This is a genomic window from Streptomyces sp. M2CJ-2, from assembly GCF_016757295.1.
GTDB lineage: Bacteria > Actinomycetota > Actinomycetes > Streptomycetales > Streptomycetaceae > Streptomyces.
Genome location: NZ_JAESIF010000011.1, coordinates 64,733 through 88,138, shown reverse-complemented (window position 1 = coordinate 88,138; position 23,406 = coordinate 64,733). Strand labels below are relative to the sequence as shown.

18 protein-coding genes and 2 pseudogenes are annotated in these 23,406 nt (G+C 70.9%); 2 read left to right on the top strand and 18 right to left on the bottom strand.

The window, feature by feature from the left end:
- Positions 1 to 10: 10 nt before the first annotated feature.
- The 3 genes from JL475_RS12145 to JL475_RS12135 all read right to left on the bottom strand — a co-directional run bounded on the left by JL475_RS12145 (position 11) and on the right by JL475_RS12135 (position 2,467).
- Positions 11 to 1,303 (bottom strand): extracellular solute-binding protein, encoded by a 1,293-nt coding sequence (locus tag JL475_RS12145; protein ID WP_202277590.1) that lies wholly within the window; start codon positions 1,301 to 1,303, stop codon positions 11 to 13.
- 265 nt (positions 1,304 to 1,568) lie between these two features.
- A complete protein-coding gene (locus JL475_RS12140) occupies positions 1,569 to 1,865 on the bottom strand; it encodes a DUF3039 domain-containing protein (protein WP_202277589.1) in 297 nt (98 codons plus the stop codon).
- A 29-nt stretch (positions 1,866 to 1,894) separates the two neighbouring features.
- Positions 1,895 to 2,467 (bottom strand): YqgE/AlgH family protein, encoded by a 573-nt coding sequence (locus JL475_RS12135; protein WP_202277588.1) that lies wholly within the window; start codon positions 2,465 to 2,467, stop codon positions 1,895 to 1,897.
- A gap of 319 nt (positions 2,468 to 2,786) precedes the next feature.
- On the opposite strand from JL475_RS12135, the gene murA reads away from it, so the two are divergent.
- Positions 2,787 to 4,133: a UDP-N-acetylglucosamine 1-carboxyvinyltransferase gene (gene murA / locus JL475_RS12130; RefSeq protein ID WP_202277587.1), complete on the top strand. Its 1,347-nt coding sequence runs from the start codon at positions 2,787 to 2,789 to the stop codon at positions 4,131 to 4,133.
- A gap of 154 nt (positions 4,134 to 4,287) precedes the next feature.
- On the opposite strand, the gene JL475_RS12125 is transcribed toward murA, so the two are convergent.
- From JL475_RS12125 to JL475_RS12095, 7 genes and pseudogenes are all read right to left on the bottom strand, one after another.
- Entirely contained in the window at positions 4,288 to 4,569 is a 282-nt protein-coding gene (locus JL475_RS12125; RefSeq protein WP_042173245.1) for an HU family DNA-binding protein, read from the bottom strand.
- A gap of 450 nt (positions 4,570 to 5,019) precedes the next feature.
- Positions 5,020 to 6,444, bottom strand: coding sequence for an NAD-dependent malic enzyme (locus JL475_RS12120; RefSeq protein ID WP_202277586.1), 1,425 nt, complete (start codon positions 6,442 to 6,444; stop codon positions 5,020 to 5,022).
- 437 nt (positions 6,445 to 6,881) lie between these two features.
- The gene (locus tag JL475_RS12115; protein WP_202277585.1) at positions 6,882 to 9,188 is read right to left on the bottom strand and encodes a UvrD-helicase domain-containing protein; all 2,307 of its coding nucleotides are present in this window, start codon (positions 9,186 to 9,188) and stop codon (positions 6,882 to 6,884) included.
- A gap of 59 nt (positions 9,189 to 9,247) precedes the next feature.
- The gene (locus JL475_RS12110; RefSeq protein WP_307825030.1) at positions 9,248 to 10,012 is read right to left on the bottom strand and encodes a zf-HC2 domain-containing protein; all 765 of its coding nucleotides are present in this window, start codon (positions 10,010 to 10,012) and stop codon (positions 9,248 to 9,250) included.
- Positions 10,013 to 10,086: 74 nt separating this feature from the next.
- A complete protein-coding gene (locus JL475_RS12105; RefSeq protein WP_202277583.1) occupies positions 10,087 to 10,683 on the bottom strand; it encodes a sigma-70 family RNA polymerase sigma factor in 597 nt (198 codons plus the stop codon).
- Positions 10,684 to 10,984: 301 nt separating this feature from the next.
- A complete protein-coding gene (locus JL475_RS12100; RefSeq protein ID WP_202277582.1) occupies positions 10,985 to 11,581 on the bottom strand; it encodes an ABATE domain-containing protein in 597 nt (198 codons plus the stop codon).
- Positions 11,582 to 11,743: 162 nt separating this feature from the next.
- Positions 11,744 to 12,592 (bottom strand): annotated as a pseudogene (locus JL475_RS12095) (uroporphyrinogen-III synthase); the annotation flags it as partial.
- Between JL475_RS12095 and JL475_RS39930 the strand changes: the two are divergent.
- A pseudogene (locus JL475_RS39930) lies at positions 12,575 to 12,685 on the top strand (transcriptional regulator); the annotation flags it as partial. The pseudogenes JL475_RS12095 and JL475_RS39930 sit on opposite strands and share 18 nt — an antisense overlap.
- Before the next feature lie 10 nt (positions 12,686 to 12,695).
- Here JL475_RS39930 and JL475_RS12090 read toward each other — a convergent pair.
- The 8 genes from JL475_RS12090 to JL475_RS12055 form a co-directional block, all read right to left on the bottom strand.
- A complete protein-coding gene (locus JL475_RS12090; RefSeq protein ID WP_202277581.1) occupies positions 12,696 to 12,860 on the bottom strand; it encodes a hypothetical protein in 165 nt (54 codons plus the stop codon).
- 168 nt (positions 12,861 to 13,028) lie between these two features.
- Positions 13,029 to 14,210 (bottom strand): amidase domain-containing protein, encoded by a 1,182-nt coding sequence (locus JL475_RS12085; RefSeq protein WP_202277580.1) that lies wholly within the window; start codon positions 14,208 to 14,210, stop codon positions 13,029 to 13,031.
- 112 nt (positions 14,211 to 14,322) lie between these two features.
- Positions 14,323 to 15,609 (bottom strand): hypothetical protein, encoded by a 1,287-nt coding sequence (locus JL475_RS12080; RefSeq protein WP_202277579.1) that lies wholly within the window; start codon positions 15,607 to 15,609, stop codon positions 14,323 to 14,325.
- Positions 15,610 to 15,661: 52 nt separating this feature from the next.
- Positions 15,662 to 17,917, bottom strand: a complete 2,256-nt coding sequence (locus JL475_RS12075; protein ID WP_202277578.1) for a transglycosylase domain-containing protein — start codon at positions 17,915 to 17,917, stop codon at positions 15,662 to 15,664.
- 335 nt (positions 17,918 to 18,252) lie between these two features.
- On the bottom strand, positions 18,253 to 18,660 hold the full coding sequence (locus JL475_RS12070) for a PPOX class F420-dependent oxidoreductase (RefSeq protein WP_202277577.1): 408 nt from the start codon (positions 18,658 to 18,660) through the stop codon (positions 18,253 to 18,255).
- Between the two features lie 141 nt (positions 18,661 to 18,801).
- The gene (locus JL475_RS12065; protein WP_202277576.1) at positions 18,802 to 20,025 is read right to left on the bottom strand and encodes an acyltransferase; all 1,224 of its coding nucleotides are present in this window, start codon (positions 20,023 to 20,025) and stop codon (positions 18,802 to 18,804) included.
- A complete protein-coding gene (locus tag JL475_RS12060; RefSeq protein ID WP_202277575.1) occupies positions 20,022 to 22,238 on the bottom strand; it encodes a glycosyltransferase in 2,217 nt (738 codons plus the stop codon). Before JL475_RS12060 ends, JL475_RS12065 begins: the two co-directional genes overlap by 4 nt.
- A complete protein-coding gene (locus JL475_RS12055; protein WP_202277574.1) occupies positions 22,238 to 23,368 on the bottom strand; it encodes a hypothetical protein in 1,131 nt (376 codons plus the stop codon). Before JL475_RS12055 ends, JL475_RS12060 begins: the two co-directional genes overlap by 1 nt.
- Between the last annotated feature and the right edge of the window lie 38 nt (positions 23,369 to 23,406).

The following is a 23,406-nucleotide window of genomic DNA, read 5'->3' as shown; positions in this document are numbered from 1 at the left end:
GGCCACTGGTTCAGCCCACCGAGCCGAACGCCTCGTTCATCTTCTTCGTGGCGTCCGCGGAGGCGGCTTCCACGTCCTTCTTGCCGCTGACGACTTCCTGGAACATCGTCGGCAGTACCAGCGAGGAGTCGATCTGCGCCCAGGCCGGCGAGGCCGGCACGAACTTGGTGTCGGCGGCGAGGGTCTCGACGAACGGCTTCAGGAACGGTTCCTCGGCGGCCGCCTGCTGCCGCACGTCGGAGAAGGTCGGCAGGAAGCCCATCGCGTCGAACAGTTCGCCCTGTGTCTTCTTCGAGGCGAGCCGTCGCATCAGGTCGACGGCGAGGGTGCGGTGCGAAGTCGACTTCAGGACGCCCAGGTTGTTCCCGCCCGCGAAAGCGGGGGCGATGGACCCGGGCCGCACTCCCGGCAGCGGCACGACCGCGTACCGGCCCTTCACCTTGCCGGCCTCGACGGCGGCATGGCTGAAGTCGCCGCCGATCGCCATGGCGGCCTTGCCCGCGGCGAAGGCGGTCACCGTGTCGTTGCCGCCCATGCCGGCGCACTTGGCGGCCGGGCAGTTGTCGTCGCCGAAGAGGGAGGTGTACGCCTCGATGCCCTTGCGGGCGGCGGGGGTGTCGATCGCGGAGGCGTACGAGCCCTGCTTGCCGGTGGCGAGTTCGCCGCCGTGGGCCCAGATGAAGGGCATCGCGCCGTAGGTGTAGGCGCCGCCGACGGCGATGCCGTACAGCTCCGGCTTCGCGGCGCGGATCTTCCGGGCCGTGGAGATCAACTCGGCCTGTGACGTGGGTGCCTCGAGCCCGAGTTCCTCGAAGACGTCGGTGCGGTAGTACAGCGCGCGGACGCCGACGAAGTACGGCGCCCCGTAGACCCTGCCGTCGACGGTGACCGACTGCCGGGCGGTCGGATCGGTGTCCTTCGTCTCGTCCCAGGCGCCGAACTCCTCGGTGACGTCGGCGAGTCCACCGTCCTTCACATAGCCGGCGGTGTCCGTGTTGCCGTACTCGACGAGGTCGGGCGCGGACTTCGGGTCGTTGAAGGCGGCCTTGATGCGCTGGGCCCGGGTCTCGACCGGGATGTACTCGACGGTGACCTCGGTGCCGTCGTGCGCCTTCTCGAACCCGGCGACGACGGACTCGACGACCTTCTCCTTGGGCGCGTTGTCGACTTCCTGGAAGAGCCAGACGCGTAAGGTCCCGGTCTTCTCGTCCTTGGCGGAGGAGGAGCCCGAGGAAGTCTGGGGCGCGCAGGCGGCGGTGGCGAGGAGGGCCGCGAGTGCGACCAGGCGGACGGACAGCTTCATGGACTGCTTCCTCCGATGAGGCGTTGCAACATACGCAATGAAGGTTTCGCCGTGCACAACAACAACGGAGGTTAGGTACTGGGTGAACCGACCCACAAGAGGTCTCGACCACTCTGTGTCCGGCGGAAGCGCTCCGCGCAACGCGCGGGCAGCACAAAGGCCCCCAGGGCGCGCAAAACGCACCCGGGGGCCCTGGACGGTCCGGACCGCTCAGCCGTCCGGGACGGCTGAGCGGTCCGGACGACTCCGTGGGAGGGCAGGGGGTTTACTTGCCGCCCTTGCCCTTGCCCTTGCCGCCCTTGTCGTCGTCGCCGCCGCTCATGGACTCGTAGATCTCCTTGCACATGGGGCAGACGGGGTACTTCTTCGGGTCCCGGCCCGGCACCCACACCTTGCCGCACAGCGCCACGACGGGCGTGCCGTCGAGGGCGCTCGCCATGATCTTGTCCTTCTGGACGTAGTGGGCGTAGCGCTCGTGGTCGCCGTCGCCGTGGGACGTCTGCGGCGTCGGCTCTACGAGGGTCCCCGTACCAGTCCCGCGCTCGGGCTCAAGAGTGCTCATGAAATCAAGAGTACTGAAGCTCACGCGCATCAGTTGAGCGAAGGGTCGTCCGGATACGTGGCCACCATCGCCAGCTCACCCCGCTGGCGGCGCAGCACCTCGCGCCAGAGCCGCTCGGGCGCCGGGGACGAGACGTCGCCGGGCTCCGACTCGACGACGTACCAGGCACCGTCCGCCAGCTCCTCCTCCAGCTGGCCGGGGCCCCAGCCCGCGTATCCGGCGAAGATGCGCAGCGAGCCGAGGGCGGAGGCGAGCAGCTCGGGCGGCGCCTCCAGGTCGACCAGCCCGATCGCGCCGTGCACCTGGCGCCAGCCCAGCGGTGCGGTCCCGTTCCCCGCCCCGCCGGGGACGACGGCGACGCCGAGGGCCGAGTCCAGCGACACCGGGCCGCCCTGGAAGACGACCCCCGGTTCGCCGGCCAGGTCCCCCCAGCCCTCCAGGATGTCCGCCACGTCCACCGGAGTCGGGCGGTTGAGGACGACACCCAGGGAGCCCTCCTCGTCGTGGTCGAGGAGGAGCACCACCGCACGGTCGAAGTTCGGGTCCGCCAGGGCGGGAGTGGCCACGAGCAGCCGCCCTGTGAGCGAGGACACCTCGGTCATGCCAGACATGATCCCGCATCTTCCCTTCCCGTGGGGAGCCGATCGGGGGTATGCGGGTGAACCGGGCCGCACGGCGGCGGAGCTGCCTGGTGGATCCGCGTTCCGAGCGGTCGGCGGCCGGGGGCCGGGGGCCCGGCGGGCGTACGGGAGCACCCCCGGCGCACAGGACGGCGGTGACCCCGAGTGGCCACTGAGGGACTGCTCGTGTTGTGGGGGCGGTGGGACGGATGCCGGGTCGCACACGGGCTGACAGAGCCCGGAGTGAGGGCGACTACGCTTGCCCTCTGGCCCCTGCCCCCCTCCACGGAACGCGAGATTCATGACCGTCAACGGAGCTGAAGACGTCCTGCTTGTCCACGGCGGAACCCCGCTGGAAGGTGAGATCCGGGTCCGCGGTGCGAAGAACCTCGTACCGAAGGCCATGGTCGCCGCCCTGCTGGGCAGTGAGCCGAGCCGGCTGGGCAACGTCCCGGACATCCGTGACGTCCGGGTCGTGCGAGGGCTGCTGCAGCTGCACGGGGTGACGGTGCGTCCGGGCGACGAGCCCGGTGAACTGGTGCTCGACCCGACGCGGGTGGAGAGCGCCAACGTCGCCGACATCGATGCCCACGCGGGTTCCTCGCGCATCCCGATCCTGTTCTGCGGACCGCTGCTGCACCGTCTCGGGCACGCGTTCATCCCCGGTCTGGGCGGCTGCGACATCGGCGGCCGGCCGATCGACTTCCACTTCGACGTGCTGCGGCAGTTCGGCGCGACCATCGAGAAGCGGGCGGACGGCCAGTACCTGGAGGCCCCGCAGCGGCTGCGCGGCACGAAGATCGAGCTGCCGTACCCGTCCGTCGGCGCGACGGAGCAGGTGCTGCTGACGGCGGTCCTCGCGGAGGGCGTCACCGAGCTGTCCAACGCGGCGGTGGAGCCGGAGATCGAGGACCTGATCTGCGTCCTGCAGAAAATGGGCGCGATCATCGCGATGGACACCGACCGGACCATCCGCGTCACCGGTGTGGACAAGCTCGGCGGCTACAACCACCGCGCCCTCCCCGACCGCCTGGAGGCCGCCTCCTGGGCGTCCGCGGCGCTGGCCACCGAGGGCAACATCTACGTCCGCGGCGCCCAGCAGCGCTCGATGATGACGTTCCTGAACACCTACCGGAAGGTGGGCGGTGCCTTCGAGATCGACGACGAGGGCATCCGCTTCTGGCACCCCGGCAGCCAGCTCAAGTCCATCGCGCTGGAGACGGACGTCCACCCGGGCTTCCAGACCGACTGGCAGCAGCCGCTGGTGGTCGCCCTGACGCAGGCGACCGGGCTGTCCATCGTCCACGAGACGGTCTACGAGTCCCGGCTCGGCTTCACCTCGGCGCTCAACCAGATGGGCGCGCACATCCAGCTCTACCGTGAGTGCCTGGGCGGCTCCGACTGCCGCTTCGGCCAGCGCAACTTCCTCCACTCGGCCGTCGTCTCCGGCCCGACCCGGCTCCAGGGCGCCGATCTGGTCATCCCCGACCTGCGCGGCGGCTTCTCCTACCTGATCGCCGCCCTCGCCGCCCAGGGCACGTCCCGCGTCCACGGCATCGGCCTGATCAACCGCGGCTACGAGAACTTCATGGAGAAGCTGGTCGAGCTGGGGGCGAAGGTCGAGCTCCCGGGCAAGGCCCTCGGCTGATCCGTTCCCGAGCGCCCTGCCCCCGACCGGTCGGGGGCAGGGCGCTCGGCTGACTTGATTCGGGCTTGTCAAAAGGGCGGCCACCCGTTCGGGTGGCCGCCCTTTTGACGTCACTGTGCGTCGTACGCCGTCCCGGGACGTACGAACGGCAGGATCACTTGCCCTTGGCGGCTTCCTTGAGCTTCGAGCCCGCGGAGACCTTCACGCTGTAGCCGGCCGGGATCTGGATCGGCTCACCGGTCTGCGGGTTGCGCGCGGTGCGAGCGGCACGGTGGGTGCGCTCGAAGGTCAGGAAACCGGGAATGGTGACCTTCTCGTCCCCCTTGGAGACGATGTCGCCGACGATGTCGGCGAACGCGGCCAGCACGGCGTCGGCGTCCTTGCGGGTCACCTCGGCGCGGTCGGCCAGCGCGGCCACCAGCTCACTGCGGTTCATGTTGTTACTCCCGTGTTCTTCTTGCCGTTGAGGCGTGCCACGCGGCGGGGCCGCACGTAGGGCACGGTCAAGCCGATGCTGCCAGGGTCCTCGGTGAGGGCCCGGACCCGGGTCCTGTCGGGCCCGCACGCCCCTGGAGGTGCTGCCCCCTGGACGTTGTCCTGGTGCAGCATCCTGCCTCTACCTGCGGCAGTAACGCCAATCCGGCACCCGCAGGAGCCGTGAGAACACCCGTGGGAGTCACCCATGGGGGTCACACGGAGAACGCGACGGCCTGATGTCGGTGACACTGCGTCCGCTTCCGGCAGCAGAGCGCGGGAGCCGGGGGCGGAACCCTTGGTGTACGGCCGCCACGATAGAGCGCGGCCGTACACCAAGGGTTCCACGACGCGCCGGTCGCACACCTGCCGTGGTGATGGTCACAGCGGCGCCGCCCGGCCCCGGGAGCCGCTAGGAGGCGGAGGCCGGGGTCCGCGTCAGCTTCGCCGCCTCCCGCACGGCGTCGGCGACCGCGCCCGCGACCCTGTCGTTGAACACGCTCGGGATGATGTAGTTCGGGTTCAGCTCGTCCTCGGTGACCACGTCGGCGAGGGCCTGCGCGGCGGCGAGCATCATCTCCGTGTTGACGGTGCGGGACTGGGCGTCCAGCAGGCCGCGGAACACGCCCGGGAACACCAGCACGTTGTTGATCTGGTTCGGGAAGTCGGAGCGGCCGGTGGCCACCACGGCCGCGGTCTCGCGGGCGACGCCCGGGTCCACCTCGGGGTCGGGGTTCGCGAGCGCGAAGACGATCGCGCCCTCGGCCATCGCGGCGACGTCCGCGCCGTCGAGGACGTTCGGGGCGGAGACGCCGATGAAGACGTCCGCGCCGCGTACGGCCTCCTTCAGCGTGCCCGTCAGGTTCTCCGGGTTGGTGTGGTCGGCGATCCAGCACAGCGGGGAGTCGGCGGGGGCGTCCACCAGGTCCTCGCGGCCCGCGTGCACCACGCCGTGGATGTCGGCCACGACGGCGTTCTTCACACCGGCCGCGAGCAGCAGCTTCAGGATGGCCGTGCCGGCCGCGCCGGCGCCGGACATGACGACCCGGACGTTCTCGATCGCCTTGCCGGTGACCCGCAGCGCGTTGGTCAGGGCCGCCAGGACGACGATCGCGGTGCCGTGCTGGTCGTCGTGGAAGACGGGGATGTCGAGGGCCTCGCGCAGCCGGGCCTCGATCTCGAAGCAGCGCGGTGCGGAGATGTCCTCCAGGTTGATGCCGGCGAACCCCGGGGCGATGGCCTTGACGATCTCGACGATCGCGTCGGTGTCCTGGGTGTCGAGGCAGATCGGCCAGGCGTCGATGCCGGCGAACCGCTTGAACAGGGCGGCCTTGCCCTCCATCACGGGCAGGGCGGCCTTGGGGCCGATGTTGCCCAGGCCGAGCACGGCGGAGCCGTCCGTCACGACCGCAACGGAGTTGCGCTTGATGGTGAGGCGGCGGGCGTCCTCGGGGTTCTCGGCGATCGCCATGCAGACGCGGGCCACACCCGGCGTGTAGACCATGGAGAGGTCGTCACGGTTGCGGATGGGGTGCTTGGACGCCATCTCGATCTTGCCGCCGAGGTGCATCAGGAACGTACGGTCCGAGACCTTGCCCAGGGTGACGCCCTCGATGCCGCGGAGCTTCTCCACGATCTCGTCGGCGTGGGCGGTGGAGGTGGCCGCGATGGTGACGTCGATCCGGAGCCGCTCGTGCCCGGACGCGGTGACGTCGAGGCCGGTGACCGTGCCGCCGGAGGACTCCACCGCGGTGGTGAGCTGGGAGACGGAGGTCCCGCTCGACGGCACCTCCAGCCGGATGGTCATCGAGTAGGAGACGCTGGGCGCCGTTGCCATGGCCGACTTCCTCTGCTTTCACCGTTTCGCTGCGTTCCTGCGTGTCACAGCTCGTGCCGTCCGATCGTCGCACCTACCCCTGAGTACGCGGTAGCCGCCTCCTATTACGAACGTTTTGTTCGCACGGAAAGCGGGTATCTGCGACAGCTTCCGGAAAGGCTGTTCCACCATACGAGAGGCAGGGGGCCGCGCGTAAGTCGCTGCGCCGAGCGGCCCGCAGCCGACACGGGAGCAGAGACGCGAGAGGCCCATGTCACCCGGAAGTGACATGGGCCTCTCGGTCGTTCAGTGACACCGACCCGCCATGCTCGCCTCGCGGCAAGTGGTCGCTCGTAGCGACGAAGGTTGGGCCCGGGGGCTTGGATCGGGCCGGTGTCACTTGCCAGGCTAACAAACGGATGCCGCAGGGCCATTCCCCCGAGAACCTTTTTCCGGGTTCAGTCCCGGAGCAGGTCCGGCACTCCGGCGGCGTCCGGCTCGTCCCGTTCCGTCGAGACGACGGTGAGCTGCTGGGTCGCCCGGGTCAGGGCGACGTACAGAACGCGCAGGCCGGCCGGGGACTCGTCGGCGATCTCGGCCGGGGAGACGACGATCGTCGCGTCGTACTCCAGACCCTTGGCCTCCAGGCTGCCGAGGGCCACCGCACGGTCTCCCAGCCCGTCGAGCCAGCGCCGCGCCTCCTCGCGGCGCTGCATGGCGACGACCACACCGACCGTGCCGTCCACCCGTTCCAGCAGCCGGGCCGTCTCCGCGCGCACGGTCTCGCCCAGCGCGCCCTCCGCGACGACGAACCGCGGCTCGACGCCCGTGGAGCGCACCGCCCTCGGTGACTCGGCGCCGGGCATGGCGAGCGCCAGCACCTTGGCGGCGAGGCCGGCGATCTCGGCCGGGTTGCGGTAGTTCACGGTGAGTTCGAAGCGGCGGCGGGGCCTGCTGCCGAGGGCCTCGTCGCGGGCCTGGGCGGCCTCGTCGGGGTCGGACCAGGAGGACTGGGCGGGGTCGCCGACGATCGTCCAGGTGGCGTGCCGGCCGCGCCGGCCGACCAGGCGCCACTGCATCGGGGTGAGGTCCTGGGCCTCGTCGACGATGACGTGGGCGTACTCGGTGCGCTCCTGGGCGAGGCGCTCGGCCCGCTCGCGCTGCGACTCCTCGCGCACCGGCATCAGCTCCTCGAGGCCGGTGAGCTGGTCCAGCGGGTCGAGTTCGCGCTTGCGCCGGGGCCGGGCGGGGGCGCCGAGGAGGGCCTGGAGCTCGTCCAGCAGTGCGATGTCGTGCACCGAGCGGCCGTCCCGCCGCAGCGAACGGGCGACCCTGCGGACCTCGCCCGGGTTGAGGACCCGCCGGGCCCAGCGGCCGAGGCGCCGCTCGTCCGCCATGGCGTCCAGCACGGCGGCCGGGGTCAGCTCGGGCCACCAGGCGTCGAAGAAGGAGAGGAAGTCGTCCTCGGTGGTGACGTCCTCGTCGAAGGAGGAGCGCAGTTCGGCGGCGAGCTCCGGATCGGTGTGCCGGCCGGCCGCACCGGAGCGCTCCCACAGCGCGTCCAGCAGCAGCTTGCGGGCGCGGGGGCGCAGCAGGTTCACCGGTGCGGTGCCGCCGAGGGCGGTGCGGCGGACGGCCGCCAGCTCGTCGGCGTCCAGCTCGATCCGCCGGCCGAAGGCGACGACCCGCAGCCGGGTCGGCGTGCCGCCGTGCTCCAGCGCGCCGCGCGCGGCCTTCCTGAGCACCTTGAGCATGCGGTACGAGCCCTTGGCGCGGGCCACGGCCGGGGCGTCGTACAGGGTGGCCCCGGTGCCGGACGCGTCGTCGGTCAGGGAGCCGATGGCGCGGATGGCGACCTGGCCCTCCTCACCGAGGGAGGGCAGCACGCCCTCGGTGTAGGCGACCAGGAGCGGGGTGGGCGAGACGATCAGGATGCCGCCCGCGTACCGGCGCCGGTCCTGGTAGAGCAGGTAGGCCGCGCGGTGCAGGGCGACGGCGGTCTTGCCGGTGCCGGGGCCGCCCTCGACGTAGGTCACGGAGGCGGCGGGGGCGCGGATCACCAGGTCCTGCTCGGCCTGGATGGAGGCCACGATGTCCCGCATGCTGTGGGTACGGGCCTGGCCGAGCGCGGCCATCAGGGCGCCGTCGCCGACGGCGGGCAGTTCGTGGCCGTCCAGGGAGGCCGTCAGCTCGGGGCGCATCAGGTCGTCCTCGACGCCGAGGACCCGGCGGCCCTTGGAGCGGATGACGCGCCGGCGCACCACCCGGCCCGGATCGACCGGGGTGGACCGGTAGAAGGGGGCGGCGGCGGGTGCCCGCCAGTCGATGACCAGCGGGGAGTACTCCTCGTCGAGGACGCCGATGCGGCCGATGTGCAGGGTCTCGGCGATGTCGGCGGTGTTGTCGGGGCGGACGGCGCCCTCGGCGGGCTCGACGGCGGTGTAGGCGCCGTCGGGTCCCTTCTTGCCGTCCTTGCCCTGGAGCAGGTCGATCCGGCCGAAGAGGAAGTCCTCGAACTCGTTGTTCAGCCGGTTGAGGTGGACGCCGGCCCGGAAGACCTGGGCGTCCCGTTCGGCGAGCGCGCCGGGCGTGCCGACCTGGCCGCGCCGGGCGGCGTCGTGCATGAGGAACTCGGCCTCGTGGATCTTCTCCTCGAGCCGTCGGTACACCCGGTCGAGGTGTTCCTGTTCGACATCGATCTCCCGGTCGCGAACGGAGTCGTGAACCGGATCGACCGCGGTTTCCTGCTGTGCCTGAGCGGCCACCGGGCCCCCTTCTGACGTGCTGGGCAGCCGTCAACCGTACGCGAAGGGGGCCCGTGAGGCTACGCGTCGACCTCGGCCAGCTTCTCGCCGTCGAAGGTGATGACCTCGAACTTGTCGATCTTGTTGAGATCCAGCGACGCGCCACCCTGGACGTAGAGCGGCTGCTTGGCCTTGTCCGTCTTGGCGTCCGCCAGGCCGTAGCCCCACTCCGGGACGGACCAGGTGGTGACGGTCTCCCGCTCGCCGTTCTTGCCGATGGCGATCAGCACGCACTTCTCGGGGCCCTTGACGTTCGTCAGCTGCGTGACGACGGCGGTGCCCCAGTCCTTCTTCTGCAGCGCCAGGGTCACGGAGACCTTGGTGCCCGGGTCGGTGGCCGTGATCTTGTCGGGGATCTGGTCGAAGAGTTCCTTCGCGGGGTTCGCGGAGAGGGTCTGGCTGGTGCCGTTGCTCCCACCGCCCCCGCCGTCGTTGCCGCCGTTCGCCGCGACGGCCACGAAGGGGCCGCTGACGATCAGGGCGCCGGCCGCGGCCACCATGTAGAAGTTGCGGCGGCGCTTCTTGGCGCGTCGCTCGGCGACCTCGTCGACCAGCTTCTCCACCACGCGCGGCGCCGGCTTGGCCGACAGCGACTCGCCGAGCGACGGTGTACCGGTGCCGGGCAGGTCCGCGAGGGCGGCCAGCATCGGCTCCATACCGGCGAGTTCGTCGAGCTGCTGGGCGCACCACTCGCAGCTCGCGAGGTGCGCCTCGAACGCGGTCGCTTCGGCATCGTCGAGGATGCCGAGAGCGTAGGCGCCGACGGTCTCATGCTCGTTCGGCACCGGTGATCCTTGCATGACACCAGACATACCCGAACCACCCGCGCCGAATCCCTGGTTTCCCCCGTACCCACTCATCACGCCGTCACCCCCCGCTCCTCCAGTGCCAGCTTCATCGAACGCAGGGCGTAGAAGACCCTGGAACGGACCGTGCCGCTGGGTATGCCCAGTGTCTCAGCCGCCTCATTGACCGTACGTCCCTTGAAGTACGTCTCGACGAGCACCTCCCGGTGAGCCGGGGTCAGGTCGTCGAGTGCGTCCGACAGCGTCATCAGCCACAGCGCCTTGTCGATCTCGTCCTCCGCGGGGATGACCTCCAGCGGCGACGGATCGACCTCCTGCGGCCGGGCCTGCCGGCTGCGGTGGCCGTCGATGACGATGCGCCGGGCGACCGTCACCAGCCAGGGGCGTACCGAACCGGTGGCTCGATTGAGCTGACCGGCGTTCTTCCAGGCACGGATGAGCGTCTCCTGCACGACGTCCTCGGCGCGTTGCCGGTCTCCGGCGACCAGGCGCAGGACATAGGCGAGCAAGGGTCCCGCGTGCTCTCGATACAGCGCACGCATCAACTCCTCGTCAGGTTCGCTCGACGAAGACGATGAGGACGCAGACATGCGATGTCGGGCCCTCGCTCCACGTTCATTGGCCACGGCCGCATCCTTGCGCACGCCCACCTCCGGTGTCCGGGGGATCCCCCAGTCGGTCGCTCGACAACCGGTACGGACGGGGCGGGTTGGGTGTTCAACGGGAGGCGAGAGTTTTCTGCGGGGCAGGGTGAAGACCGGGACATGGGAGCACATTCCCCCCACTTCTTCTTCACATTCCCGCCACAGGGGCCGGTCCGACCGGGCTGCCCGCGCGACGCGGAGGTCAAACGGGGTGTAAGCGAAGTCACTTCGCGGGTCGAAGAACGAAAGCCGTATACGGGACAGCGGAGTTGGGGAGAAGGAGCGAAAGGGCCGGAGCGAGGGCGGCTCAGGCGCGGGTGAGGGCGGCGGCCCGGCGGCGGTGGCGGGCCACCCGTTCGCGGTTTCCGCAGATCTCGCTGGAGCACCAGCGCCTGCGGCGGCCGCGCGAGGTGTCCAGGTACACGATCGGGCAGTTGTCGCCCTCGCACTGCCGCAGGCTCGCGCGCGCGAGCGGGTCGGTGAGCAGGTCCACGGCGTCCCTGGCGATCACCGCGAGCAGGGCCGCGCTGCCGGGCGGCCCGTCCAGTCGCCGCACCAGCGCCCCGTCGTCACCGGGCACCGCCCGCGGCACCGGGGGCGCGGCACGGGCGAGGTCGTTGACGCGGGCGAGCGCGCGGGCGTACGCGGGGGTGCCGGGCGCCGACCGGCCGCGCACCAGGCGGGCGAGGTGCCCGCGCAGTTCGCGGAAGGCGGCCGGCCAGGAGCCGTCGGCGTGGGCCAGCGGGGTGCCCGCCGGGACGAGCCCGGAGCCGGTGATCCAGGCGCACACCACCTCGACGGAGCCGAGCCGTTCCTCGGGATGCGCGGTGGCGAGGAGATCCAGACAGATCCGCCCGGTGTCGAACCGCAGCTCGTGGGGCGCCGTGACCGTACCCAGTGCCATGTGTCTGTCACCGCCTAGGGTTCGCCCCGGTCGCGTGGGGGCCGGTGCGGAGCGAGTGGGGAATCCGTCCCGGAAACCCGCTCCCTCCTACAGTGCCTGCCCACTTCCCCGGCCGGAACCCCTCGGCCCGCCCCGGTCCCGGGGCGGGGCGGCCGGCCGCGGGCGGGCCCGGCCGGGCAGTTCCCGGCAGAGCAGCTGGACGAGCGGGCCGAGCCGGAAGCGTTCCGGCTGGACGGTGCCGATGCCCCGGTCCTGCAGCGGCAGCGCGGTGACCGGGCCGACGCAGGCGGGCAGGACGTCGCGGCCCAGGGCGGCGAGGACGTCGTCGAGCATCCCGCGCTGTTCGGCCCGGGACAGCAGGGACGCGACGGCGGGCGCGCTGATGAAGGTGACCGCGTCCAGGGTCCGGGCGACGGTCGCGTCCAGCAGCCGGTCGACGGGAGCGATGTCCTTGGGCGGCATCCACCGGTAGACCGGCACCCCCACCACCTCCGCTCCCTGGGCCCGCAGCGACTCCACGAACCCGGGCAGCGGTTCGCCGTGCAGCTGGAGGGCGATCCGCAGTCCGTCGACGCCCTCCGCCAGGAGCCGGTCGAGCACCTCGGCCATCGACTCCGACGGCGGCGACCACTCCTCCGTCAGCCCGGCCGCCCGGATCGCGCCCTTCACCTTCGGTCCGCGCGCCAGGATCCGCGCCCCGCGCAGCTTCGCCGGCAGCTCCTCGCCCAGTCCCCGGCCGTCGGCGGCCTCGACCCAGCCGCGGAAGCCGATCGCCGTCGTGGCGACGGCGATGTCCGGGGCCCGCTCGATGATCTCCTTGGTCGCGGCCAGCAGCTCGCTGTCGTCGGCGAGCGGCACGATCCGCAGGGCCGGGGCGTGCAGCACGGCGGCGCCCCGCCGCTGGAGCAGCGCGCCCAGCTCCTCGGCCCGGCGCGCGGCGGTCACCCCGACGGTGAAGCCCGCGAGGGGCCCGTGTTCCGGTGACTGCTCTTGTTCCTCGGGACGGGACAGTCGATCGACTACCTGCCGGGGCCTGTCCCACAGCTCGACACTGTGCAGCTGGACACCCACCACGGGTGCGAATTCCTCGACGCGGAAGCCCAAAGTGACCGTCTCACCTGCCGCCGGTGATCCGTACGGCGGCTCCGCCGGCCGTGAGCGCCAGCCCCGCCAGCAGGACGGGGAGGCCGGGGCCCGGAAGGACGTACATGAGGGCTCCGGCCACGGTGGCCACAGCGCCGACGGACATCAGCACGACGCCGAGGGAGGGACGGTTCACGTGGGTCTCCTGACCGGTGCGGTTGGGAACGTGTTCGCCGACGGCCGTCCGGCCGGGGGCCGTCGAAGCCGTTGCCCGACGGCCCTCGGCCGTTTCGTACCGCCGTGCCTCCATCGGTACACCGGTACGCGGGCGAGGCACGGCGGTACTACGGCCGGAGCGGACCGGTCAGGTGCGGTACGCGTAGTACGACGCGTTCGGGTACGACGCGATGATGCTCGTCACCGACCTGCTGTAGGTGTTGGTGGAGTGGTACGTCAGATACGGCACGCCCTGGCTGCGGGACGTGACGATCATGGTGTGGTCCTTCGAACCGTTGTTGTCGAAGTCGATCTGGAGCACGTCGCCGACGTCCATCTGGTGGACGTTGGCGAGGCTGGTCGTCCGCTTCGAGTTCTGGGCGAACCAGGACCACTCGTTGACGCCGACGAACGAGTGCGACTGGATCTCGGCGTTGCCGAACCACCGGGTGTAGTCGTACACGTAGCCGGGGACGTGCTTCCAGCCGCCCTCCTTCAGGGCCTGGCTGACGAAGTTGGTGCAGTCGCCGCCCGCGCCCGCCCCGTTGAAGTTCGGGTAGTCCGGGTTGTAGTCGGACCAGTGGCGCTTGGCGTAGTCGGCCATCGCCTTGTAGTCCAGACCGCTGGCGGTGAAGTTCTTCGGGTTCGCCGGGCCGGGGTACGCGGTCGAGGCCTTGGGCGCCGCAGGCGTGGTGGTGGCCGACTTCACGGTCACGGGCTCGGTGGCCGGCGGCGCGGTCGTCTCGTTCACGGCGAGGTTGTCCTCGTCGGCCGGACGGATTCCGGTCAGCTGCCAGTCGCCCCGCCGGTCCGCGGTGAACGTCAGCTCGTGGCGGGTCTGGAACCCCGTGGTGCCCGGCGCATCGCCGCGGGCCTTCGCGTAGGTGAGGGTCGTGGTCTCGGTGGCCACGGCCTTCGCCTTGCGGCCCTTCACATTGGTGGCGCCCAGCGTGACGGTCGTGCTGCCCTTGCTGTACTTCTCGCCCAGCTTCGCGAGTGCGTTTCGACGCCGGTCCAGCTTCGACAGGGCGGCGTCCTCGCTGCGGGCCGTGCCGGAGGACAGCCGGACATCTCCGGAGAAGCCGCCGGTCCGCGGCTTGTCCCGGTCGGCCTGGCCGCCGGCGACCAGGGCCTCCGTGCGGTCGGTGAAGACCGCGTCCGCGAGACGCTGGAAGGTGGCCTTGGTCTTGGCGTCCACCGTCGGGTCGTCGGTGACCGCGGCGCCCGCGCTCCAGACGGGCAGCATCGCCGCTCCGGCGACGACGGAGACGGTGGCCGCCCCGAATATGGTGGCACGGCGCCGCGTGCGGCTTATTCTTCTCGACTTCATGGATGTTTCCCCTCTTGCCCCGGCTGGGGGATGCCGGGAAGCCGCATCCTCGCATGAGATGTGCGGCATCTGTGAAGAGGGGTAAGCCAGTTGACCCTGTGGTGACGGTTCCTCAGTTCACCACGGTCGACCAGTCCGGCGACTGGGCCGGGTCGAGGGTGCGCAGCCGCTCCAGCGTCGCGGGCTTCTGTACGTCCATCCAGTCGGCCAGTTCCTTGAAGGACACGCACTGGACGTCCTTCTTGGTGCACACGTTCTTGATGACCCGTTCCACGGCCCGCATGTAGATGCCGCCGTTCCACTCCTCGAAGTGGTTGCCGATGAACAGGGGCGCCCGACTGCCGTGGTAGACGCGGTTGAAACCGGCCATGTAGGTGCCGACGGTCTCCTCTTCCCACTGGGGGTACATGGCCGGATCACCGTCGGTCTTGCCGTCGGACTGGTTGTAGAGGAAGTTGAAGTCCATGGACAGGCCCTGGTACTTGCCGCCCTCGTACGGGAGCATCTGCAGCGGGAAGTCCCAGACGCCGCCCTTCTTGGTCGGCCATATCTGGAAGTCTCCGGCGGAGCTGGAGTCGTAGCGGTAGCCGTAGTCCTTGATGGCCTTCAGCAGGTTCGCCTGGCCCTCCAGGCAGGGGGCGCGCCCGCCGGTGACCTCCTTGTCGACGTCGAAGGGCAGCGCGGGCAGGTCCGTGTAGCCGGTGTTGGTCTTCCACTTCTTCACGAAGGAGTTGAACTGGTCGATCTCGCTCTTCCACTCCGCGACGCTCCAGTCGCCGCCGCCCTTCTCGCCGCAGAAGTGCCCGTTGAAGTGGGTGCCGATCTCGTGCCCCTTCTTCCAGGCCCTGCCCAACTGCTCCAGCGTGGTGCGGATGTGCTCGTCGGTGGGGTAGCTGATCGCCGCGGCTCCCCTGTCGTGCTGGGGCGGGTCGTACAGTTCCTTCTTGGTCTTCGGCACCAGGTAGATCCCGGTGAGGAAGAACGTCATGCGGGCGTCGTTCTCGTCGGCCACGTCCAGGAAGTGCGAGAAGAGCCCGTCCTCGCCCTGCAGTGCGCCGTCCCAGGAGAAGACGACGAACTGGGGAGGTTTCTGGCCCGGCTTGAGCGGCTCCGGCTTCAACCGGTCCTTCTGCGGGCCGGTGTAGGAGGTGGAGCCGTCTCCCAGGACCTTGGTCTTCCCGTCCCATTCCGGCTCCTCGGCGGCGGCCCCCGCGGCCTTCTTGCCGTCCCCCGAGGAAGCCGTCGGCGCGGTGTCGTCCGTGCCGTTCAGCACCAGGTAGCCCGCCGTCAGCGACGCGGCGGTGAGAAGCGCCGCCGACGCCAGGACAGCGGGGCGGAGGAGGACGGCGGCGCGACGCGGCGCTTTGGCCTTGCGGCGGCGCCCCGACGATGGCTTCATGTGCGGCTCGTTCTCCAGAGTCGGTGGGGGGACTGCGGTGCCCGGTCGGTGGTCATCCGGAAAGGCCCAGGGCGCCGGACCAGATGCCGTAGGGGACGCTGTCGTCGGCGGTGCCGGCGAGACCCTCCAACGGCAGTGGTTCGAGGCTCTCCGTGAGGTCGATGCGGTAGACGACGACGGCCGTGGAGACGGACTCGTGCGTGCCGACGTACCAGGCGGCGGTGTCCTTCTCCGTCGTTCCGGGCTTCCCGGCCACCTTCGCGGTGGCGGGCGCGCCGTCGGGGTGGGCGGTGCGGAAGGATTCCGTGAGCGCGGAGCTGACCTCCTCGGCCACCTCGGCGCGGACCGCCCGGCGCGGCTCGGGCAGGTCCAGGGGGATCTTGGCACCGTTGCGGGTGATGCGGTGCACCGAGTACGGCTCGGTGTGCTCGCCGGCCGCGGCGAACGTCGAGTAACCGCCGGCCATGCGGATGGCGCTGGGTGTGGAACTGCCCATCGACAGCGCGGGCACCCGGGCTCCGATGCTGGAGGGCAGCAGTCCCAAGGCCACGGCGGTGGCGCGCACCTTGTCCAGGCCGGTGTCCATGCCGAGCTGCATGAACGGCGTGTTCACCGAGAGTGCCATCGCCCGGCGCAGGGAGATCTGCCCGTAGGACTTCTCCCCGTCGTTGCCGGCGGCGACCTTGCGGCCGCTGCGGTCCCAGTACGGTCCCTCCGGCGTGGTCACCGGCACGTCGTGGTCGCCGTTGTAGAGGGACTCGCCGGTGACGGGGGTCCGCTCTCCGTCACGGGTGGTGCGGACGCCGTGCTGCAGTCCCGCCGCGTACACGAACGGGGTGAAGGCCGTACCGGCCGGGACGGTCGTGGCGTTGGACTCGTTGTAGCCCTGCTTGCGGTGGTCGGGGCCGCCGTACACGGCGAGGATCCGGCCGTCGGCGGCCACCGAGGCCGCCCCGTAGTGCACGGTCTTCGCGGTCTTCGGGTCGTCCTTCAGCGCCTTCTTGCGGGCCTTGGTGACGACGTCGGTGAGCCGGCGTTCCCGCTCCTTGTCGAAGGTCGTGTAGATCTGGTAGCCGCCGAGGTCGAACTGCTTCTCGGAGATCTTCCCGGACTTCTTGGCGTACTGGGAGGCGAGTTCGACCAGGTAGTCGCTCTGCTCACCGGTGGAGTACAGCGGGTTGCTCTTCAGCGGCTCGGGGAACTTCTTGTACCTGGCCCGCTCGGCCGGCGAGAGCTTGCCGATGTCGACCATCCGGTCGAGGGTCCAGGACCAGCGCTCCTCGGCCCGGTCGCGGTTGGCGCCGCTCAGGGCCGGGTCGTACAGGCCGGCGCCCTTGAGCAGGGAGGCCAGGAACGCGGCCTCACTGGCGTTGAGTTCGCTGACGTCCTTGCCGTAGTAGGCCTGGGCGGCGCGCTGGATGCCGTAGGTGCCGCGGCCGAACCAGCTGGTGTTGAGGTAGCTCTCGAGGATCTCCTCCTTGCTCATCCGGTTGTCGAGCTTGAGGGCGATCATCGCCTCGGTGAACTTGCGGCGGACCGTCTGGTCCTGGTTCAGATAGGCGTTCTTGACGTACTGCTGGGTGATGGTCGAGCCGCCCTGGGTGTCGCCCTGGCCGAACGTGCGGAGCACGGCGCGGGTGATGCCCATCGGGGAGATGCCGGGGTCGTTGTAGAAGTTCTCGTTCTCGGCGGCGAGGACCGCCCAGCGGACGTCCTCGGGGATGTCCCGCAGCGGCATGGCCTGGCGCTGCACCCAGCCGGTGCGGGCCATGGGCGTCCCGTCGGACCAGAAGTACACGTTGTCCTGCTGGGTGGCGTGCGAGTTGAGGTCGTCAGGGATGTCGGTGGCCGCGTAGGCCACGACGAGGAAGAGGCCGCTGAGACCGATGCCGGCGAACGTGCCGCCGAGCCACTGCCGCCAGGAGGGCAGCCATCGGCGCCAGCCGGTGCGTCCGGGCCGGGGGTACTCCGGCTTCATCCGGCGGGCGTAGGGCGCGAGGCGGGCGGCCGCCGCGTCGAGGAAGCTCAGCAGGGGTGCCAGGCGGGGGTCGGCGGCGAGGCGGGAGCGGAGGGAGGGGCGGGGGGCCTTGCGGGGGTTCCGGTTTCTGGACCGGGGCGATCGGCCGGTTTTTTCACCGCCACGTATTCGCTCCGTGGAGGCCGTCTCCGAAGAGGCGGGTTCTTCAGCCGTCTCGGCTGTCCCGGACGCCTCGGGCTTCTCGTTCTCCGTACCGGCTGTGCGCTGCACGGGCATGCGCAACTGCACGGTCTCTTCCGCCTTGAACGAGCCGAGCGCTTTCAACTGCATAGTGACGTCGGGTTCTTCCCCTCGCCCCTCCGGCGTCACCTTGTCCCCCCTCGTACTCAGCACCAGTCACGCAAGCAAGACGTACGAGCCTACGACTTGGTTGCGGTCGACACGACTGCAGACCGACTGCCGCCTCACAGTTCGAGGCACTGAAAAGTGCCAGCGTCCTGCACAGTACCTCCACACGTGAAAACGCGCATGACAAGGCACGGTTGGTGACGAAGAGCACTCCGGGGCACGGGTGGTGACACCTGCTCAGGAGGATTCGGCGGCAGGCCGTCCGGTTCGTCGAACCGCTTCACCGGCACCCCGGTCGGCACGGCCGGTGCCGCGTCCTAGAGGGAGCCGACGACCTTGCGCGGGGTGACCCGGACGACGACGCGTGGGGCGTCGTCGGCGGAGGCCGGGTTGAAGTCCGCGTAGGCCTTGCCCGTGTACTTGCGCGAGAGTTCCTCGATCAGCTCCGGGCCGCCGTCCGTGCCGAGCGTCGCCGTACCGCGCACCTCGGCGTAGGTGTACGGCGCGGTGGACGGGTTGATCATCACGGTGATCCGCGGGTCGCGGCGCAGGTTCTGCTCCTTCCTGCGGCCCATGGTCGTGGAGATCAGCAGGTCGTCGCCGTCGCGCTTGATCCAGGTCACCGTCAGCTGCGGGCTGCCGTCGGGCTGCAGGGTGGCCACCGTCGCGAAGACGGGGGTGTCGTCGATGAGCTTCTTGAGGTCGTCGGAGAGTTCGGCAGACACAGGAACGATCCCTTCCACGTGGACGCCCCGTACCCGCGGCACGGGACTCGACAACGGCCGACACCGCATCACGTTAGCTCCACGGCACGGCGTCCCGGGCTCAGGACACGGCAGCCGGAACCGGATGGACGGCCCTCGGCGTCAGCCTCGGTGCGCCGCCGCACCGGCCCTGCTCCGCCGACCGGTGGAGCGCTTCGCGCCGTTGGGCCACAGGCGGGGTTTCCGTTTCGCCGCGAGGTCCTCGACCCAGCCGACCGCGAGGACCGTCAGGCCGATGAGCGGCCAGACCAGGGCGAACATCCACAGCGTGTCCGTGCTGTCGAGAGCCTCCACCCCGCGCTCGTTCTGCATGAACGGAAGCCGGTACAGCAGGTCGACGAGCGGGACCGTCGCCATGATCAGCAGGTTGTGCCACAGGTAGATGGTGACCGCGCGGTTGTTGGAGAGGGTCACCAGCTTGTCCCACTGCGCCAGGCGCCCCGGGAGTTCCCGCCACGACGGGGAGTACTGGAGCAGGATCACCACGAAGCCGAACGACCAGGTGGCCTGGGCCAGCGGGATGTCGTTGAGGTCCCAGCCGTCGGGGCCCAGGTGGTTCGCCGCCCACCACAGGCCGAAGGCCATCACCAGTGACGCGCAGGAGACCGAGACGTAGCGCGGGATCTGCTTCAGCATGCCGTCGTGGTGGGCGAAGCCCAGTACCCAGCAGCCGCCGTAGACCGCGAAGTCGGTGACCGCGTTGCCCGTTTCGCCGGGGACGGTCACCAGGCCCGTGCCGACGACCGCCGTCAGGCCCAGCGGGGCGAGCAGCGTCGGCCAGGGGGCCCGGCGGAACGCCCACAGCAGCAGCGGCGACGCGATGACGAACCACAGGTAGGCGCGCAGGTACCAGAGCGGGCCCGCGGCCTGCACCGCCCAGGTGACGTCCAGCAGGCCCGACGGGGAGCCGAGTTGCTCCGGGTAGGGCGGAGCGCCGATCGGGACGAGGTAGTCGGCCAGCCCGATCAGGCCCCAGGTGCCGTCGTCCTTCGCGGGGTTCCAGCCGTTGACGAACATCATCGTCAGCACGACCGCGGCGAACACCCACAGGGGCGGCAGGAGACGGCGGATCCGGCTGCGGATCACGCTCGCCGCCGGGCGCTTCAGGGAACGCGCCATCAGTGAACCCGCGAGCGCGAACATCACGCCCATCGACGGGAACAGCACCGTCAGCCAGGCCCAGCCGAACAGGTGGTAGACCACGACGCGGACCAGGGCGATGGAGCGCAGCAGGTCGAGGTACCGGTCGCGGCCCGGCTTCCCGGCGCCGGCGGCCTGGGCGGCGGGCTCCGGTACGGGTGCGGGCTCGGTCGTGCGCTGGGTCATGCCACGGGCCTCCGGTCGTCGTCGCTCGGCACACGCGGGCCGGGCACGGAACCGCCGGGCGCCTCGACGACGCCGGTGCGCCGCAGCTTCTGCCAGCGCAGGCGGCCGCCGGTGAGCGCGGTGATCCAGGACTGGAGCAGCACGACGTACATGAGCTGGCGGTAGAGGACCTGCTGCAGCGGCAGCGAGATCAGATGGGTCATGCGTTCGCGGTCGAGGCGGAAGGCGAAGGCCGCGCAGACCGCCTGGACGGCCAGGACGCCCAGCCACGCCATGATCGTCTTCTGGGTCGGGCCGAAGACGATGCCGTAGAGCAGGAAGACGTCGATCAGGGGGGCCAGCAGCGGGGCCAGGACCATGAACAGGGAGACGAAGGGCAGGCCCACGCGGCCGAAGCGGCCCGAGGGTCCCTTCTCGATCACGGAGCGGCGGTGCTTCCAGATGGCCTGCATGGTGCCGTACGACCAGCGGTAGCGCTGGGACCACAGTTGCTGGACGGTCTCCGGGGCCTCGGTCCAGGCGCGGGCGTTCTCCGCGTAGACCACGCGCCAGCCGGCGCGGTGCAGCGCCATGGTGACGTCGGTGTCCTCGGCGAGCGTGTCGTCGCTCATGCCGCCGAGCGGTACCAGCGCCGAGCGGCGGAAGGCGCCGACGGCCCCCGGGATCGTCGGCATGCAGCCCAGGATGTCGTACATGCGGCGGTCCAGGTTGAAGCCCATCACGTACTCGATGTGCTGCCAGGCGCCGATGAGGCTGTCCTTGTTGCCGACCTTCGCGTTGCCCGCCACGGCTCCCACCTTCGGGTCACCGAAGGGCTGGACGAGTTCGCGGACGGTGGACGGCTCGAAGACCGTGTCGCCGTCCATCATCACGACGATGTCGTGACGGGCGTTGGCCAGGCCCCGGTTGAGCGCCGCCGGTTTGCCCGCGTTGAGCTGGCGGATCACCCGGACGTTGGGCAGGCCCATGGCCTCGACGATGCGGGCGGTGCCGTCGCTGGAGCCGTCGTCGATGACCAGGACCTCGATCGGGTGGTCGCTGTCCATCAGGGAACGGACGGTGTTCTCGATGCACTTGGCCTCGTTGTAGGCCGGGACCAGCACCGTCACCGGTTCGGTGACCGGCGGGCCCCAGCGGAAGCCCGGACGGCGGACCCGGCGGGCGTGGGCGCCGGAGAGGAGGAGCATCAGCACGAAACGGGCGATGACCAGGGATCCGATGATCGCCAGGCCCACCACCAGACCGCTGGTGAGCTTCTCCGAGGCCTGGACCAGGAAGACCCACGCCTTGCCCTTCCACAGCTCGGGACCGGTCACCGGGCTCATCGCGCTGGGCGCGTCCAGCGCCTCGGTGAGGTTGTCGAACTCGTAGCCCTGCTCCTTCAGGTCGGGCAGGAACCTGTCCAGCGCCGCGACGGTCTGGCTGCGGTCGCCGCCGGAGTCGTGCATCAGGACGACGGCGCCCTCACCGTTCTTCGGCATGGCACGACGGATGATCTCGTCGGCGCCGGGCCGCTGCCAGTCCTCGCTGTCGGTGTCGGTGACGACGGTGAGGTAACCGCGGCTGCCGATGTACTCGGTGACCGGCCAGGAGTTGTTGTCCATGGCGGCGGAGAAGGAGGAGTACGGCGGGCGGAAGAGCGAGGTGCGGATGCCGGCCGCGCCGGTGATCGCCAACTGGTTCTGCGACAGCTCCCAGTCGATGCGCCTCTTGGACTGGAGGGAGAGGTCGGGGTGGTTGAACGTGTGCAGGCCGATCTCGTGGCCCTCGTCGACCATGCGCTGTACGAGGTCCGGGTAGCGGGAGGCCATGGTGCCGGTGACGAAGAAGACCCCGTGCGCGTCGTGCTTCTTCAGCACGTCCAGCACCCTCGGCGTCCAGACCGGGTCCGGGCCGTCGTCGAAGGTGAGGACCAGCCGGTGGTCGGGCACGCTCAGGCTCTCGGTGCGGCCGCCGCGGGCGTCGATGACCGGGCCGCCCTCGAGGATCTCGTCCGGCACCTTGTCGGTGGGCGCGGGCGGCCGGACGCGGTGGTCGGCGAGGATCTCGCTGTGCGTGTACCCGCGCAGCATGAGCATCGCCGCCAGGGCGGCGAGCACGAGCAGCGGAAGCAGCAGGCGCAGGGGCAGACGGCGGCGCCTGGGCTGACTGCGACGCCGGGAGCCGCCTCGGTCTCCGGTCGCGGGCCCGGGGCGGCGGGGGTGGGATGCCATCAGAGAACGTGCTCCGGGGATGGTGCGGCGGGGTCGGTGGACGGGGCCGGCGGTGCGGCGGGGCTCTCGGCGGCCACGGCCGGCCGGCCGGCGGGCGCCTGGGCGCGGTTGTCGGTGTCGGCGGGTTCCTCGTCGCCGGGGTCCTCTCCGGCGGGGGGCGGGGCCGGAACGGTGCTGGTGCCGTCCGAGGGGGCCGTCGGGGTGGCGGGCCCCGACCCGGCCGGGGAGCCGACCGGAGCGCTCGGGGAGGCGTCGGTGCCGGTGCCCGGCTTCGGGGTGGTCCCGGTCGACGGCGTCGGCGACGGGGCGGCGGGCTCGACGGTTCCGTCCCCGGCGGCGGCCCCGCCGCCCGCGGGGAGGCCGACGTCGGGCGAGGGGACGGGGGCGGGTCCACTGACGGTCGGCTCGGTGCCCGGGTCCGGTGCGGTATCGGCGTCGGGGGACGCGTCCGGTTCGGCGGGCCGGGGCGAGGTCTCGACCTTCTCGGCGGGCTGCCCCTGCTCCTGGTCGGGGACGGGCACCCAGGGCGCGTCGGAGTTGCCGGACAGCAGCGTGGCGACGATGACGACGGCGTACGCCGCGCAGGCGAGACCGACGGCCAGGCCGATACGGCGGTAGCGGCGGACGCGGCGGCCCGACTCGTCGACGAAGACGGGCCCGTCGGAGGGCTCGTGCACTGCTCCGCCGCCCGGCCGGTTCGGTGTGCCGAGCAGCACTCCGTTCCCGATCTGCACGGCGTCGAGCTGGATCGTCACCTCGTGCGGGTCATGGGTCTGCCGGGCGGAGTCGTCGGCGTCGGCCGCGTGGTCGGCGGGTATGTCGTCGGCGGAGGGCAGGACGGCCGTCGCCGGGGCGTCCTCCTGCCAGGGGTCGCGCAACATCCCTTCCGGTCCGCGCTGTACGGGCGTCCTGCGCGTGCCGTCCGCGGCGGGCGTGCCGCCCATCGGGCGCGTCGCGGCGCTCGTGTCGTACGGGTAGGGCCAGTCGGCCCTGGCGGAGGCGTAGGGTCTGCGCTCCGGCTCGGCGGCCTGGTCGGCCGCGCCCCGGGAGAACCGGTTCCCGTGGTCGCCCTCGGACGCCGGAGCGGTCTCAGACCGCTCCGGTTGGGCGTCTTCTCGCCACTTCTCCACGCACTTCCCCCACGAGACTGTTCCGGGGTGCGCTCGCG